13 protein-coding genes are annotated in these 16,255 nt (G+C 58.3%); 7 read left to right on the top strand and 6 right to left on the bottom strand.

Translation table 11 applies throughout. From position 1 onward, the window contains the following. Window positions 1-83: 83 nt before the first annotated feature. Window positions 84-2,039, top strand: a complete 1,956-nt coding sequence (locus FMN63_RS12290; protein ID WP_148584261.1) for a DUF4139 domain-containing protein — start codon at window positions 84-86, stop codon at window positions 2,037-2,039. A gap of 34 nt (window positions 2,040-2,073) precedes the next feature. Here FMN63_RS12290 and gph read toward each other — a convergent pair whose 3' ends face one another. Beyond that, complete coding sequence (gene gph / locus FMN63_RS12285; RefSeq protein WP_162855026.1) at window positions 2,074-2,736, bottom strand: phosphoglycolate phosphatase; 663 nt, start codon at window positions 2,734-2,736, stop codon at window positions 2,074-2,076. Window positions 2,737-2,917: 181 nt separating this feature from the next. Next, the gene (locus FMN63_RS12280) at window positions 2,918-4,690 is read right to left on the bottom strand and encodes a methyl-accepting chemotaxis protein (RefSeq protein WP_209001099.1); all 1,773 of its coding nucleotides are present in this window, start codon (window positions 4,688-4,690) and stop codon (window positions 2,918-2,920) included. 224 nt (window positions 4,691-4,914) lie between these two features. On the opposite strand from FMN63_RS12280, the gene rpiA reads away from it, so the two are divergent. From rpiA to gor, 3 genes are all read left to right on the top strand, one after another. After that, a complete protein-coding gene (gene rpiA / locus FMN63_RS12275; protein ID WP_148584259.1) occupies window positions 4,915-5,607 on the top strand; it encodes a ribose-5-phosphate isomerase RpiA in 693 nt (230 codons plus the stop codon). A gap of 54 nt (window positions 5,608-5,661) precedes the next feature. After that, complete coding sequence (locus FMN63_RS12270; RefSeq protein ID WP_209001098.1) at window positions 5,662-6,177, top strand: DUF2059 domain-containing protein; 516 nt, start codon at window positions 5,662-5,664, stop codon at window positions 6,175-6,177. A 257-nt stretch (window positions 6,178-6,434) separates the two neighbouring features. Further along, window positions 6,435-7,811 (top strand): glutathione-disulfide reductase, encoded by a 1,377-nt coding sequence (gene gor, locus FMN63_RS12265; RefSeq protein ID WP_148584258.1) that lies wholly within the window; start codon window positions 6,435-6,437, stop codon window positions 7,809-7,811. A gap of 50 nt (window positions 7,812-7,861) precedes the next feature. Here the strand turns inward: gor and FMN63_RS12260 are convergent, their stop codons facing one another. The 3 genes from FMN63_RS12260 to FMN63_RS12250 all read right to left on the bottom strand — a co-directional run bounded on the left by FMN63_RS12260 (window position 7,862) and on the right by FMN63_RS12250 (window position 12,428). Continuing rightward, window positions 7,862-9,409 carry a sensor domain-containing diguanylate cyclase gene (locus FMN63_RS12260; protein ID WP_209001097.1) on the bottom strand — a complete coding sequence of 516 codons (1,548 nt, stop codon included), beginning with the start codon at window positions 9,407-9,409 and terminating at the stop codon, window positions 7,862-7,864. Window positions 9,410-9,602: 193 nt separating this feature from the next. Then, entirely contained in the window at window positions 9,603-11,144 is a 1,542-nt protein-coding gene (locus FMN63_RS12255) for a diguanylate cyclase domain-containing protein (RefSeq protein WP_148584257.1), read from the bottom strand. A 90-nt stretch (window positions 11,145-11,234) separates the two neighbouring features. Beyond that, entirely contained in the window at window positions 11,235-12,428 is a 1,194-nt protein-coding gene (locus tag FMN63_RS12250; RefSeq protein WP_148584256.1) for an aminotransferase class V-fold PLP-dependent enzyme, read from the bottom strand. Window positions 12,429-12,482: 54 nt separating this feature from the next. On the opposite strand from FMN63_RS12250, the gene FMN63_RS12245 reads away from it, so the two are divergent. Then, on the top strand, window positions 12,483-13,079 hold the full coding sequence (locus tag FMN63_RS12245; protein ID WP_148584255.1) for a gamma-glutamylcyclotransferase family protein: 597 nt from the start codon (window positions 12,483-12,485) through the stop codon (window positions 13,077-13,079). Between the two features lie 14 nt (window positions 13,080-13,093). On the opposite strand, the gene FMN63_RS12240 is transcribed toward FMN63_RS12245, so the two are convergent. Continuing rightward, on the bottom strand, window positions 13,094-13,825 hold the full coding sequence (locus tag FMN63_RS12240) for a VIT1/CCC1 transporter family protein (RefSeq protein WP_162530036.1): 732 nt from the start codon (window positions 13,823-13,825) through the stop codon (window positions 13,094-13,096). A 276-nt stretch (window positions 13,826-14,101) separates the two neighbouring features. On the opposite strand from FMN63_RS12240, the gene FMN63_RS12235 reads away from it, so the two are divergent. Next, window positions 14,102-15,484, top strand: coding sequence for a class II 3-deoxy-7-phosphoheptulonate synthase (locus FMN63_RS12235; protein ID WP_148584253.1), 1,383 nt, complete (start codon window positions 14,102-14,104; stop codon window positions 15,482-15,484). 161 nt (window positions 15,485-15,645) lie between these two features. Further along, a complete protein-coding gene (locus FMN63_RS12230) occupies window positions 15,646-16,179 on the top strand; it encodes a response regulator (RefSeq protein ID WP_148584252.1) in 534 nt (177 codons plus the stop codon). Window positions 16,180-16,255 lie beyond the last annotated feature (76 nt).

Here is a 16,255-nt window from a genome sequence, read left to right as displayed (position 1 = left end):
GAGGGGCAGAGCTCAAACTTCCCGAAAAGGCCGTATTTAAAGCGGACGATCATTTTACTGACTGTTTTTGGGAGTGTTTTTAAATGATTACGCGCGTTTCTTCCCTCGCGGTTGTGTGCCTGTTTCTACCCGCACAGGCCTTTGCTGCAGACAACGGCCCCATAACCAGCATTACGCTTTCCTCTGGTGGGCTCGCCGAAGTGGTGCGCAAGGCGGACATTGACAGCAGTGGCCTCATCAACATGACCGTCCCGCTTGATCAGGTGAATGATGTGCTGAAGAGCATTGTCGTGTTCGACAAGGTGGGCGTTGTCGAGGGCATCACGCTGCCAGGCCCGAATCCGCTGGCGGAAACCTTCAAGAACCTGCCGTTCACCGTGGAAGATCTGCAATCGCCTGCGCGCCTTCTGGCAAAACTGCAAGGTGCGCGGGTGCGTCTGGAAAAGGCAGGCTCCACGGTCGAAGGGCTAGTTCTAGGCGTGTCGGTACAGGACGATGGCGACAAGGGGCAGTCTCACGTCGTTTCGGTTCTCAGCGATGGTCACATCACCGGTGTCGGCTTGTCCGCGGACACCGAAGTCACGTTTCTTGATGAAGACATTCAGCAGAAGGTCGCAAAGGCCTTGTCGGCGGTGGGCAACGGAAAGTCCGACGGTGCGCGCACAGTTGCGCTGAAAGTGGCGGGCGAGGGGGAGCGCGAAGTCGCCGTTTCGTATGTGGTACCAGCCCCCATCTGGAAGACGGCTTACCGGGTGGTGACCATGGCAGGTGGCAAGGCCCGACTACAGGCCTGGGCGGTGCTTGAAAACGCCAGCGGCGAAGACTGGGACGATGTCAGGATCACCTTGTCCTCCGGCGCTCCGGTGACGCTGAAACAGCGGCTCCATGACCTTTACTGGAGACAGCGACAGGAAGTGCCGGTGGATGTTTCCAGCGGTTATGTTCCGCCTGTCGACATGGGTGCACAGCCGCAATTCGATATGGCCGAGAGCGCGGCCCGTAGGCCTGGCGCTCCAAGGTCCAGTGTCTTCGCCTCGGCTGCGGCTCCGGTAATGGCCGTCGACATGGCGGCCGCCAATGTCGGCGAAGTGAGCGAGGGTGCTGTGACGGCATCCTTCACGCTTCCCTGGCCCGTCGACCTTGAAAGCGGTGAAACCCTGTCGGCGCCGATTGTCGATCAGGTTGTGTCCGCTGAAACGGTGTCTGTGTTCCAGTCGGAAAGCGGTCTGCAGCATCCGATTGCGGCGATCCTGATCAAGAACGAGACGAAAACCAGCCTGCCTCAAGGCATTCTGACGGTCTATGACGAAAAGGAGGGGTATGTCGGCGATGCGCAGATCAGCGGCATGCCATCGGGCGAAAGCCGCATGGCAAGCTTTGCGACCGACAAGAAGGTCAGGATCGCACAGTCGACGTCCGCCGACAGCCAGATCGTTTCGATCAAGGTCACCGATGGCGTATTGAACGCCACGGTGCGTGAGCAATCGTCAACGCAATATGCCATCAAGGGCGCACCGGACGGTGACCGGACGATTGTCATCGAACAGACCAAACGGCCTGGCTGGACGTTTTCTTCCGATCAGGAACTGGACAGCACAGCCACGCATCATCGATTGAAGGTCGAAGTGCCCGCCGGAAAGACCGAGACGGTTTCGGCGCTGCAGGAGCGGACCTTGTCTGAGACCTATTCGCTGATGTCCACGGATGCGCGCCAGTTGCTTTACCTTTCCAAGCGGTCGCCGGACACCGAGACCGCTGAAAAATTGAAGGAACTGTCGGACCTTCAGAACGAGATTGCCCAGATCGAACGTCAGATCCAGCGGTTGCGTCTGGAAAAGGACGAGGAGACCCGAGACCAGGAACGGCACAGAGCCAATCTGGCGGCGCTTCAGCCAGGTGCGGATCTCTACAAGCGCGCCGCGCGCAAACTGGAGGAAAGCGAAACCCGGATCGAGGAGGTCGATACGCAAATTGCGGACCTCTCCGTGCGCCGGGAAGAAATCCGCGAAACCCTGGGCAACGCCATCAGGACGTTTTGAACCTTCGAGACATCTGCCTCAGGGGAGGGGCGTATCAGGACTTTAGCGACGCGACCGCATCCGCCAACTCGTCGAAATGCGAAATCACCCGGTCCGGAGAAAGATCCCGGACCGGCACAGTCGTATAGCCGAAATCGACCGCGATCACCGGAATGCCGGCATTGCGTGCGGCGTCGATATCGGTACCGCTGTCTCCAATCATGATGGAGCCGCCTATCTCTCCACCTGCCCGGTGAATGGCGCCATGCACCGGCTCTGCATGCGGCTTGGCGACCTGGAACGTGTCACCCCCGACCACAGCGTCGAAATGCCTTGCAAGATCTAGTGTTGCCAGGAGCGGATGCGTAAGGCGTTCTGCCTTGTTGGTGCAGACCGCCAGCTTCCATCCGTCTTTTCGAAAAGCTTCGAGCGCGGCCACGACACCATCGAACGGTCGCGTATGAACCGCGATGTTGTCGGCATAATGCTTCAGAAAATGGACATAGAGCGGAGCGATGGTTTCATCCGTCCAGGAGATGCCGTTGAACTCGAGGCCGCGCTGGATCAGCACTTTCGCGCCCAGGCCAACCATGTTGGCCACGTTTTCTTGCGGAATGGTGGAATGCCCTGCGGACGTCATGACAACGTTCAAGGTGGCGACGAGATCTTCCATGGACGACACCAGCGTGCCATCCAGATCGAAAACCAGAACGGACATTTGACCCTTCCAAAAACAGAAGCGGAACGGCGCAGATGCATTCATGCTAGCCAGCATGACGGCGGGCGGGAAAGCCGGTTCCGGAATATGAGATCGGCCTGCATCCGAACCAACGCAGGCCACCCTCAATGCCTAGCTGCATCGCCGTAGCGCCGCAAGGCATCGGCAATGCCTTCTTGTTCTAAAGTTTGTAGGCGGTGCGGAAACCACCCCAGTGACGGCCTTGAACGATGATCGGTGCGTCGATCTCCTTCATCCAGACGATGTTGCCGCCGCCCATGTCCCGTGCGTAGGACTGGATCAGGAAGGGGCGTGTGTTGCGTGCGGCGCTAAGGCCGGCGCGATCGTCGAAGATCCGTTTGTTGCGGCAGTTGGCGGTGTTCCAGGCCACATCGTCCGGCTTCTGCGGTTTGGAGTAGAGCAGATTGTGCACGGGCAGATAGCCGTTGCGATCGACCGAAGCGCAAAATGCCATGCCCTGGCCTTGACCATGAATCTCTTCCTGGATCGCGGGAAGGATTTTTTCAAGATGCGGGAGCGCGCGCGTGGAGACCTGTTGCGGATTGGTTCCGGCAATGTGCTGGTAATCAGTGTCGAAGAGGTCGTCCATGCTGAGCTGACGTTGGCTGATAAGCTCTTCCATTGCAGCGGCAATTCGTGAGGCCCCCGTCTGGACGCGTTCCACTTCAACGGCGTGGCTCGCATGAATGTCGGCAATCTTGCGCTCCAGCGCGGCCTGAAACTCTGCGTCCTTGTTGACAAAGCAACCGTGGCAGCCGTGTTCGGAAACCGCAACGATGCGCACGTCCACCTGACCGATGCCGGCAAGATCGAGACGGGCATTCATACCGGGCTTCAGGTCGGCGTCGCCTTCCGGCCTGAACAGTGTTCCGCCTTCCGAAATGTCGTGCGTTTCGATTTGTGCAGACCTGCCACCCGCAGTCACCGTTCCGGACAGTTTGATCGGAAGTCGGTCATGCTGACGGCGGTCGCCGATTTCGGTCTGCCGGATCATCATCGTGAAGCGGGATTGCAGCGCCTTGGAGGCCGTGCTCATTTCCGCTCCGGTTTCGCGCGCAAGCATGCCGCCTTCTTCTGCCTCGGCTGCAGAATCAGTAATCGTGCGCGCGGTGCGTAGCACCTCCTGAACGAAGTCTGCCGTCTGCTGTGCCTGATCCCCAATTCTACCTGTGGTTTCCACCTGGGTTTGAACGGCGTTCTCGACAGCGGCGAAGCTTGGACGGATTTTTCCGATAACCTCGATGATCTGGTTGACCGATCCGAGGCTGTGTTCCGCAGACTGGTTGAGGCGGTCGATATTTGCGACGATCTGCTCTGTCGCCGATTGGGTCTCCACCGAAAGCGCTTTCACCTCGCTGGCAACAACGGAAAATCCACGTCCGGCCTCTCCCGCACGGGCTGCTTCGATGGTGGCGTTGAGGGCCAGCAGATTGGTTTGTTTGGCGATATCCGAAATCAAACTGACGACATTGGCTATGGCGTCGATAGCGTTTTTGAGCTCCAGGACACCCTGATTGACCTCGTCAGCAACGTCACGCGCCTCCTGGGCCAACTGGTTGGAAACGCTGACCTGCACTCCAATTTCGCTGCTGGTGTTGGTCAGGTCCTGAATGGAAGCCGCCAGACCGGAAGCGTTTTCATTGGCGACGGCCGACTGGTCCACGAGAGACTGGCTGTCGCTGCGGATGGTTTCCAGTTTGTCCATCTGACCGATCAGCCGGTCCTGAACCTTTTCCGCCGCAGCGTTGATTGTCTTGGCCGCGACTTGCAGATCGTCTTCCAGACTATCGAGAACGAAGCTCGTCTGGTTGGCCTCCGGCGGTACATCCGTTCGGATTTCGGAAACATTAGCAGTTTCCTCAAGGGTAGGTATCTCTTTGTTTGAATTATTGTATTCGTAATTCTGCCGTGTTTTCAGTCGAAAAATGTTCATGAGATTCCGTGCTTTCCACACCCTAGACATTTGATTGTATTATCTATAGCTCGTCTGAAATGATGGTTAACAGAATCCGAATAGGGGTGGAGGCAGAGTGTTTACCCGTTGAAGAGGGGGAATGTCACTGGACCGGCGGATACCGGCCATGTTAAGCACCCGGCGGCCGGATGGAGATGATTGGACAGTCTTCTCCCCCATCAGGTTGGCCCTAGGAACGGTATATGAGCGACCAGTACAAGAAACTGGCGGCGGAACGCGCTGCCGACGATGTTACATCCGGAATGCGTCTTGGAATTGGGACCGGTTCGACTGCCGAGTTTTTCGTCCACGCTCTTGCGCGCCGGGTGCAAGATGGTCTGGACGTTATTGGCGTGCCGACATCCGAGCGCACACGGGAGTTGGCGTCGAGCCTCGGGATTCGCCTGACCACGCTCGACGAGATGCCGGAACTGGATCTGACCGTCGACGGAGCGGACGAACTGGACCCTCATCTGTCGCTCATCAAGGGCGGCGGGGGGGCACTGCTGCGCGAGAAGATCGTCGCGTCGGCTTCAGCCAGCATGATCGTCATCGCGGACGGCAGCAAGGAAGTCGCGACGCTTGGCCGCTTTCCCCTGCCGATCGAGGTTGTTCCTTTCGGCCTGGAAGCAACGCGGCGTGCCATCCTGAAAGTGTTTGAAGGCCTTGGCCTGCCGCAGAACCTGGCATTGCGCGGCGGATCGGAGCAGCCTTTCGTCACGGACGGCGGGCACTTTATCCTGGACGCGCAGCTTGAAAGCATACCTGAGGTCCAGACTCTGGGCGACCGGTTGGTTGCCATTCCGGGGGTTGTCGAACACGGCCTCTTCGTTGAAATTGCAACAAAAGCTTACGTGGCTGGCACAGATGGGGTAAAGACCGTCTTGCCCATCTAAGTGGTGTGGAGTTGGCTTTCCAGACTAAGATGAAAGCCGCCTAGGAGTAGAAAAATGAAGCTTATCAAATCTATCACGCGGGGAGCTGTATTGGGCGCAGCAATGATGGCCGCGGGTTTTGTCGCCTCCGGCGCGGCTGCACAGGATGCCGTTTCGGAAAGCCACCTTGCCGCAGCCAAAAAGGTTGCCGTCGTGACCAAGGTTCTGGAACCGTTCGACGACATCCTGCCGATCCTTGCCGAGCAGACCCGGACCGCTTTCATCCAATCCGAACCGACGCGCGCCGAAGAGATCGTAGAAGTCGTGCAGAATGTTGCGCTGACACTGGCTCCGAAGCGGACTGAGCTCAACAACCTGGTTTACAAGGCCTGGGCCGACAACTTCACCGAGGAAGAGTTGAACCAGCTTGCCGAGTTCTACAGCACCGACCTTGGCCAGAAGCTGACCGAAAAGATCCCGACCATCACGCAGTATTCCGTGAGTGCTGCCCGTGAGTGGCAGGACAAGATCTCCACCGAAATGGTGACCCTGGTTCAGGAAGAGCTGGCCAAGATTAACGCTGCTCAGTAAAGGCGGGGTTTCCGCATTGGCCATGCCAATGGCTGGGAACACGCTTTTAACACGAACAAGTGAGACCGGTGTCATGACCGGCTATTGGGCCGCGCAAGCGGCCCAATTCTTTTGGAATGAACCCGGACATCCCGGGCTCTGGCGTTCACTCCAGGCAGGCTTGCACACTTGTACCGCGGCCGACGTTGCCTATCTGCGGGGCTGGCGAAACTTTGCCGGACGGCGGCAGGCGGACTTTTGATCACGATGAGGCATTGATGACCGACTACGATTACGATCTTTTTGTTATTGGCGGCGGCTCCGGCGGTGTCCGTGCTGCCAGAATTGCCGCGACGCACGGTGCCCGGGTCGGTATTGCCGAGGAATACCGCTATGGTGGCACCTGTGTCATCCGCGGGTGCGTTCCCAAAAAGCTGTTCGTCTATGCCTCCAAGTTTTCCGAAGAATTCGAAGATGCGGAAGGTTTTGGCTGGACGGTCGGCGAACGTGCCTTCTCGTGGGAAAAGCTCGTCGCGGCAAAGGATCAGGAAATCACCCGCCTCGAAGGCATCTACCGGGGCAATCTCGAGCGGACCGATGTGAAGGTTCACGACAGCCGAGCGGTGATTGAAGACGCCCACACCGTGCGCCTGCTGTCCACCGGACAGACCTTGACCGCGAAATACATTCTGGTGGCGGTCGGCGCATCTCCGAACGTCGACAAAAGCCTGCCGGGGGCAGAGCATGTCATCAGCTCCAACGAGGCCTTTCACCTTGCCGAGCTGCCAAGCAAGATCGTGGTTGCCGGCGGCGGATATATCGCGGTCGAGTTTGCGGGCATCTTCAACGGCCTCGGGGTCGACACGACGCTGATTTATCGCGGCGAGGAGATCCTGCGTGGTTTCGACCGCGAACTTCGCACCGCGGTCCGGCAGGAAATGGAAAAGAAGGGCATCAAGGTGGTGCTCAACGACACGTTCTCCAAAATTGAAAAAACGGATGACGGCAACTTGATAGGTCACACCAGTGGCGGGCTTCAGCTGGAAGCGGGGCAGATCATGTTTGCCATCGGCCGCAATCCGCATACAACAGACCTCGGCCTGGAAAAGGCCGGTGTCGAAATGGACAGCGCGGGCGCCATCAAGGTTGAGGCAGACTCCCGCACGAGCGTTGAGTCCATCTATGCCGTCGGCGATGTGACCAATCGCGCCAATCTGACGCCGGTTGCCATCCGTGAAGGCCATGCCTTTGCCGACACCGTCTTCGGGAACAATCCCTGGACCGTCGATCACAGCCTGATCGCAACAGCGGTGTTCTCGCAGCCGGAAATGGGCACTGTCGGTCTGACACAGGACGAGGCGCTGCAGCGCACGCCCAATCTCGACATCTACAAGTCCAGCTTTCGCCCGATGAAACACACCTTGTCCGGACGTGACGAGAAGATGCTCATGAAAATGATTGTCGACGCGGATACCCAGAAGGTTCTCGGCGTTCACATCATGGGGCCGGACGCCGGCGAACTGGCGCAGATCCTCGGTGTTACGTTGCAGATGGGCGCGACCAAGGCCGATTTCGACAGGACGATTGCCGTTCATCCGACTGCCGCGGAAGAACTCGTCACCATGCGCGAACCAACCGAGCGCCTGCGCGGTTAATCCGTCCTATAATCCGAAGTCGCCGCGGGGCACAGTGTTCCGTGGCGGTTTCATTCTGCAGGCCCGGATGCGGCGCGTGGTTCCCGAACGTTGCCGGAAGAAGCCAACATGCCGTCCGTCCCGACCTCCATTTCCAGAGAATCCGAATAGAACGAATACCGGCCCCGACCCAGTTTCTTGGACTGGTAGAGGGCTGCGTCCGAGCGGGTGACGAGCAGCTCGGCTGTGCTCCCGTCCGTGGGCGCAATCGCGATGCCGATGCTCAATCCGATTTGCACAGTTTCTTCGCTTGAGATCGGCACGGGCAGCTCACCCGCGGCAACCAGTGCCCGGCATAGATCGCTCAGACTTTCCCGGACAACGCTGCCCCGATAGATCACCATGAACTCGTCGCCGCCGATACGGCAGACCAGGCCGGGTTTACCGACCGCCTGGGTCATGCGTTCGGCCATCGTTTTGATGACGATGTCGCCAGCAGCATGGCCATGGGTGTCGTTTACCGCCTTGAATTTGTCCAGGTCACAGTGAATGACCGCGAAGGGTTTGCCGGGAAGGTTCTTGACCGATGTTTCCAGGACGCGGTTGAATTGCAGGCGGTTTGCGAGGCCCGTCAATGTGTCGTGCAGGGCCAGGTATCTGTTGTGGCGTTCACTTGCTTGCAGCGAGGTCGTCAAATGGCCGATTCGCCAGGCAATGCCGAAGGCAAGGATGCCGAGAGCGGCGCTCAAGATCACTATAACAGGGACAACGGTCGGCCAGACGGATTCCCCGACGGTCTGACTGTCCCAGTGAAATACCCCCAACGGGTTTCCGTTTGGGTCTGTGACGAGATGATGCGGCGCACTTTCAACGGTGTCTGTCTCGGTGTCGAACCCGAAATTTGCGAAATTGAGTTGGGCATTAAGCTGACTGAGCAAAAAATCGTCGATGTAATGCGCCGACAAGAGCATTGTCGGCGGGCCATCCGGCAATGTCTCCTGATAATTGTCCGGAATGATCGGCATCGCTCCGAAAATGGCCGGCTTGCCATCAATGTGGACAAACCCCATCACCGCGTATTCGCCAGGATCTACACCTTGAAGGGACTTGTGCCCGAAACCGCCCGGCACGCGCACCCGGTTTTGCAGGTAGAGCGCCTTCTGTTTTTCATGGATGACCTCAAGCTCCGGCGTTTCGGAGATCGGACGCCGGATGACATGGGTGTAGCTGGCGAAAGATTCTGCAAGGACATGACCGTCTCCAGATATGAGCACCACTTTGCTGTGGAGATAGGTCGACCACAGGGTGTCGAAGCTGCTGCGGACGTAGTCGGGATCGAAATTGCGCACGAGCTTGTGCACCGACTCGTCCGATGAGGCGATGGCGATCTGTTCGCGAACAATGGTGCGCAGATGATCGGCGAGGGCGCTGCGGAACAGGCGTTGCTCGTTGGCAATCGCTTGTTGTCTGGACGCCTGGGAAGCAACATACCCGACGAAAAGCAGCGAAACGGAAGTCACGGCAATCAGCAAGCTGGCAAGCAGAAATGCCAGCCGGGAAATACGCTGCCGGGGAATTTTCGCGTTTTGGTCGCTATATCTACGCCGGAACTCGGTCAAGTTGCGATCCCGATTGGGTCTCTATAGGTTATTTTGTATTTTTAACACCCAAGAGTAAAGTGATCGTAATGGCGAATACATAAGAAAGACGAAAGAATATTAAACTTGAAGTTTTTTGTAAGGTTAGATTTCTGTCGATTTCGCAGAAATCGTATAAATTACAATGTCATTTAAGGCTGATGGGAGCGCGGTGTCAGCGTGAGACGTCAGCGACTTTCGGCTCCAAATGTTCGCGAAGCTTGGCTGCTTCAAGACCGTAGGGGCCGGAGAACTCAAACGTATTTCGGCCTTTTTCCTTGGCCCGGTAGAGCGCCATATCGGCCCCACGTATAAGGTCCTGCTCGTTCATGCCTGATTCCGGCGCGCTGGCGATACCAATGCTGACACCGACACCGACTTTCTGACCAGAGCCGATGTCTATGGGCTCGGCAATCGATCGGCAGATGTCGGCGGCCAGCGCAGCGAGCCTGTCTCTGTCCGTTTGCCGGGTCAGGAGGATGATGAACTCGTCGCCTCCGATCCGGCTGACAACGCCAATCTTGCTGACCAGAAGCTTCAACCGGTCGGCAACCGTGCAGATGACCTTGTCTCCGGCTTCATGCCCGTAGGTGTCGTTCACGGGTTTGAAGCGGTCGAGATCGCAGGCAAAAATCGCAAACCCGCGATCCGGCAGACCGTCCAGGGCGAAGGCCAGAGTATCGGAAAAATGATGCCGGTTCGGCAGCCCCGTCAGGGCATCGTGCCGTGCGAAGTAGCGGTTCTTTCGCTCGCTTTCCTCCAGTGAGGCGGACAGGCGGCTGATCTTCGTGGCAAGAGCAAAGGCAACGATGGCGATAAAGGATGCCAGCAGGACGATCAACGGCAAGGCCATCATCCAGATTTCGCGCCCGGGTTTGGAGTGGTCCCATCTGAAATAGCCGAATGTGGAGCCGTCCGCCGCCTGTAACAGATAGTTCGTCGGTTGCCTGCGTTCAGGCTCACCCGGATAAAACCGGAGATCCTTGTAGCCGAGCTGTTCTCTCAGACCGCTGAGCCAGTCTTCATCGATGTAAGTGGCATTGATCAAGATTGCCGGGTACGGCTCCTCCAGTTGGACGACGCCTTCGTCGGGAAGGATCGGCATGGTACTGACGAACGCCCGGGTTCCATCAATCACGGCAAAGGCGGATTGAGACGTTTCCAGCAGAGCGGACTGAGGCACATACCAGTCCGCCAGAACCGAGTTCGAACCGTTCTGGTGTCTGCGGAACGCGGCGGTGGTTCGTTCAGCAAGTTTCCGGATCGGATTGCCGGACTTCAAGTGCCTGTTTTCAAACAGAACATCATCCTTGAACGCCTGTGCGATCAATGTCCCGTCCGGTGTCACCACAAAAGTTCTGTCGAGATTGAAATCGTCCCAGAGGTCACCGACCAGGTTTTTTGCGATGAACTCGCGGTCGAGAGGGGCCTGAAGGGCGTTGAAAGTCTCATCCCACTGAGCCACCGTTATCTGATCCCGCGCAATCTGCCGGTGGAAGTCGTTCAGGGTGCGCGTGAGCTGCAGTTGTTCGGCTTCAAGGGCGCGCCTGTCGGCTTCGCCCCAGGCCATTTGGGCGATGAAGGTGAGCGAAGCTGTCGACAGGAAAATCAGGAGAGCCGCAAAGCTGTAGATCCAGACGGTAATCCGTCGGCCAGCCTTTGGCGAGTCCAGCTCTGGAGGCACCGCAGCCGGTGTCTTTTTCTTCCGATGGAACAAAAACAGTCATCCCCTCTTTCCCGGATGGGACGACTGTCTAGTGCAAGAAATTTAACACCGGGTGCGGGAAGCGTTCCTTCCGGCCTTCACCTAGCGAAAACTACCGAGACACTTAACAAAGCGTTCAATTTCCTCTTCGCAGTTGAAAGCGTGAACCGAGGCACGTACCACTGCCTCAAGGCCCCGAAGCGGCAGGTCGATGCGGGCTGAACTGGCCTGGCTGACCGAAACGTTGATGCCGGACTGACTGAGCCTTTGCTTGGTCTGTATCGGGCTCTCACCTTCCCACGTGAACGTCACGATGCCCCCCTTGCGCTGTCCCTTGTCGTGCAGGGTTGCCTCGGCGCGCGCGGATAGCTCCGACCTCAACAGCGCGCCGAGCCCGCAGATGCGTTCCCCCAGTCGCTCCATTCCGAAGCCGATGGCATAGCTCACCGCAACACCGAGACCGATCTGGCCGGCGACATAGCGCTCCCAGGTTTCGAAGCGGCGGGCATGGGGGACGAGTTCATAGCGATCCTCATCGATCCATTCAGCGGCCTGGAGATCCACAAACGGCGGTTCCACCTGGTCCAGCACGGCATCGCTGACGTAGAGAAATCCGGTTCCGCGCGGGCCGCGCAGATATTTGCGGCCCGTTCCGGACAGCATGTGGCAACCGATCTCTTTCACGTTCAGCGGGATCTGCCCGGCGGATTGGCAGGCGTCCAGCAGGTAGAGCACACCGGTCTTCCGCGCGATCTCTCCAACATCTTCAGCAGGATTGATCAGCCCGGAAAACGTTGGAACGTGGGTGAGCGCGATGAGCCTTGTTCTGGGGCCAATGGCTGCCTTCAGGGCTTTGAGGTCGATTTGCCCGAACGCATCGTCCTCCACCACATCAATCTCGATACCCTTGCGCCGTTTCATCTGCAGGAGGGCAACATAGTTGGAGACATATTCCGCACGGCCCGTCACAACACGGTCTCCCTCACGGAAGTCGATGCCGTAAAAGGCCATGTCCCAGGCGCGGGTGGCGTTTTCGACATAGGCAATTTCGTGTGGTTTGCTGCCGATCAGGGCCGCAAGGGAGGTGTAAAACGTATCCATGGCGGTGTTGGCGGCCGCTGCGGCCTCGTATCCGCCGAGGCTGGCTTCAAGGTCCAGGTGCTGCTTGACGGCGGCCAGAACCGGGGCAGGGGCCAGGCCGGTTCCGGCATTGTTAAAGTGAATGAGCTGACGTACACCCGGAGTGTCGTCCCTCAAGAGGTCGACATCCTGCTGGGAAAGAGGCGGAAAAATCATGACACCCTCGGGAACAGTTTAAGAAAGACAGCCAGGCACTAGAACAAGCACCTGATGACGATCACATATTTTGGATATGGCTCTCTAGTCAATGTTGACACCATCCCTGCCGGCGTCGAGGTGACGCCCGGCACCCTTCATGGCTGGGTGCGTGAGTGGAAGGTGTGTGGAGAGGCGGAGAACGGCCAGGGACGTTGCGCGCTGACGGTTCGCGAGCAGGAAGGCTCGCGCATCATGGGTGTGATGGCGCGTGAACCGAAGACGCGCCTGGCGGAGTTGGAGCTTCGCGAAAAACGGTATCTGAAAGTCGAGGCGGTCGGCAGCGCATTTCGATGCGATGCGGCAATGCAGCCCGGACCGGACGAGCTGTTTCTTTTCCGGGCGGCTCCTGAAAACTGTCGTTGGGGCACCGACACCCATCCAATCCTGCAGAGTTATCTGGATTGCGTTCTGGCCGGGTTCTTCCGGTTCTGGGGCGAGGCCGGGATCGATCATTTTCTGGAAACAACCGATGGCTGGCACGTGCCTGTGTTGCCGGACCGGGCGCAGCCGCAATATCCGCGCAAGATCGTTCTGGATCCGGAGCTTGCGGATCTGATCGACAGCAAGGTCAAAGCGCTCGGCGTCCGCTTTCTTACGCCTCTCGGCTAGCTGTCAGGAAGGGGTCAGCCAAGCAGCGCCTGCAGTCCGTACCCGACACCGAAAGCGATGCCCGCGGCAACAGTGCCGATTGCGGTCGTTTCCAGCCCGCAGGAAATCCAGTGGCGTTGCGACCAGCGCGCCCGCAGGGATCCAATGGCGAAGAAGGCAAGGATCGTGAGAGCGGTGGCGGTTATAGCACTGGCTGGCACAGGAAAGACGAACGGCAGCAGCGGGATCGAGCCGAAAAGAACGAAAGCCGCAAAAGTGTAGAGAGCTGCCTTGAGTGGTAAGCGCGCGGAATCCGTGAGGCCGTACTCTGCCTGCATCATGGTTTCGATCCAGATGGATTTTTTGGACGAAACCAGATCGACCAGCGTGTCCAGATCAGAGCCGTCATATCCCTTGGCACGGAATATCTGCCGGATTTCCTCGCGTTCGCCTTCGGGCGCCACGGCGATGTGTTTTTCCTCCACGGCCTTCAGACGCGCGTAATCCTCGATTTCGGATTTGGAGCCAGTGTAGTTGGCTGCCGCCATGGAGAAGCCGTCCGCAAACAGGTTGGCAGCGCCCAGGATCAGGATAACCGTCGCGGAAAGATCCGCACCGATTGAACCCGCCACGATGGCAAAGGTTGTGACGGTGCCGTCAATACCGCCATAGACCCAGTCTCTGAGGTAACTTGCGTCCGGTCCTGACGCGAGCCGGTTCGCGATGTCGTCGGGCCTGTGGCTGTGCTCCAGACGAGGTGTCGGCATGAGGTCTTCCTCTGTTGTTTCCTCCACGATGCAGCCCCTGATCCATGCGAGCAATGATCCGTCTCAAAGGCGCGGTTCTCGTGTCCGGCGAAACAGAGCGAAAATGATCCTGAAAACTGGACCAAATTTGGAGGAATGCCCTGTGGCCTTGACGGCGCATGAAGTGTATAAGGCCGCACGTTTGCCTTGAAATGGCAGGCTCAAACGAACGAAAATGTCGCGGACCGCGCGATCATGGGTGATATACACCTGCGGGTCCAGTGAGGAGTAGGAAGTATGGCGGAGAAGTGGAGCCCGGAAAGCTGGAGATCAAAGCCGATCTTGCAGGTGCCGGAATACCCGGATCAAGAGGCTTTGGCGGATGTTGAACAGCGCCTGTCGACTTATCCGCCGCTGGTTTTTGCAGGTGAAGCGCGTGCGCTGAAGAGCCAGCTTGCAAATGTCGCGCAGGGCAATGGTTTTCTGCTGCAGGGTGGCGACTGTGCCGAAAGCTTTGCCGAGCATCATCCTGACCACATCCGTGACTTCTTCCGGGTCTTCCTGCAGATGGCGGTCGTGCTGACCTATGCTGCCAGCCAGCCGGTCGTGAAAGTCGGCAGGATTGCGGGACAGTTCGCCAAGCCACGGTCTTCCAATTTCGAGAAGAAGGGCGATGTCGAGCTGCCGAGCTACCGCGGCGACATCATCAACGACATCAATTTCACCCCGGAAAGCCGCATCCCGGATCCGGGCCGCATGGCCATGGCGTACCGTCAGTCCGCTGCAACGCTGAACCTTCTGCGCGCTTTCGCGCAAGGCGGATTTGCGAACCTTGACCAGGTCCATCGCTGGATGCTCGGCTTCATTTCCGATAGCCCGCAAGGCCATCGTTACAAGGAACTGGCCAACCGGATTTCAGAATCGCTGAACTTCATGAAAGCCTGCGGCATCAACGCTGATAGCGTGCCGCAGCTTCGGTCGACCGATTTCTTCACCAGCCACGAAGCTTTGCTGCTCGGTTACGAGGAAGCCCTGACGCGTATCGATTCCACGTCGGGCGACTGGTACGCGACCTCCGGTCACATGATCTGGATTGGCGACCGCACGCGTCAGCCGGACCACGCGCATGTGGAGTTCTTCCGCGGCATCAAGAACCCGATCGGCCTCAAGTGTGGTCCGTCGCTTTCGCCGGACGGCCTGCTGGAACTGATCGACATCCTGAACCCGGAAAACGAACCGGGCCGGTTGACGCTGATCGCCCGTTTTGGCGCCGACAAGGTATTCGACCATCTGCCGCAACTCGTTCGTGCTGTCGAGCGCGAAGGCAAGTCGGTTGTCTGGTCCTGTGACCCGATGCATGGCAACACGATTTCCGCCGGTGGCTACAAGACCCGTCCGTTCGACCGTATCCTGAAAGAAGTGGAATCCTTCTTTGAGGTTCACCGAGCGGAAGGCACTCATGCCGGTGGTGTTCACATCGAAATGACCGGCCGGAATGTGACCGAGTGCACGGGCGGGGCACGCGCCCTGACCGAAGACCAGCTCGGCGACCGCTACCACACCCATTGCGACCCGCGTCTGAATGCGGATCAGGCACTGGAACTGGCCTTCCTCATCGCGGAGAACCTGAAGAAGGAACGCGACGACCGCCAGGTCGAGCCGCTTGCGGCAAGCGCCTAAAAGGGCAGCCTATTGAGAGCATTGATTGAAAGGGCGGCAGTTGCCGCCCTTTCGTATTTTTACGTATTTTCCAAGCAAATTTGCCCTGAGGTAAGCCTAGCTTAACGCTCACAGCGCATACATTCTGATGAGGAAAGCAGGTGAAGCGGGGAGAATGAGTTTTGCGTGATAGGTGGGATCTAACCAGGATTTCCTGTCTGATTGCGGAAGACAATCCCCACATGCGCTCCATTCTCCGCTCGGTTCTGGCCGGTTTCGGCATCCGCTCAGCCTATGAAGCCACAGATGGTGCGGAAGCGCTTGAAATGGTTGTCGACCGCAAGCCGGACATCGTCTTGTGCGACTGGATGATGAATCCTTTTGGCGGCAATGAATTTCTTCGCATCCTGCGTGCCGACAGGGATCTCGTGATCAGTACCACACCGGTGCTGATCGTGACGGCTCACGCCAAGCGGGCCACGATCCTGGAAGGCATCGAGATCGGCATCCACGGGTTTGTCGCCAAACCAATTGCACCCGCCATTCTGTATCGCCACATCGGCGAAATCCTGGAACGGCAGGACATGTATGGACGGTCTAAGGGGATTCTCGGCCCCGGTCAGCAGCCGCCGCTGCGCAAGCTGGACGCGACCGGCTCCGATCCTGTCGCGCCGCCGGCCCCCTCGGCCGAAGTGGACGGCCTGGCCTTGCTGTGAAGCAGCCCAGCGATAAACCGTTTGCGGCCACACATCTGGCAGAGCGTTGGCAAGCAACTTCTGGACGGGTGCAAAT

It is taken from the genome of Stappia sp. BW2 (genome assembly GCF_008107695.1).
GTDB lineage: Bacteria > Pseudomonadota > Alphaproteobacteria > Rhizobiales > Stappiaceae > Roseibium.
This window is presented reverse-complemented; position numbering and strand designations above follow the sequence as displayed.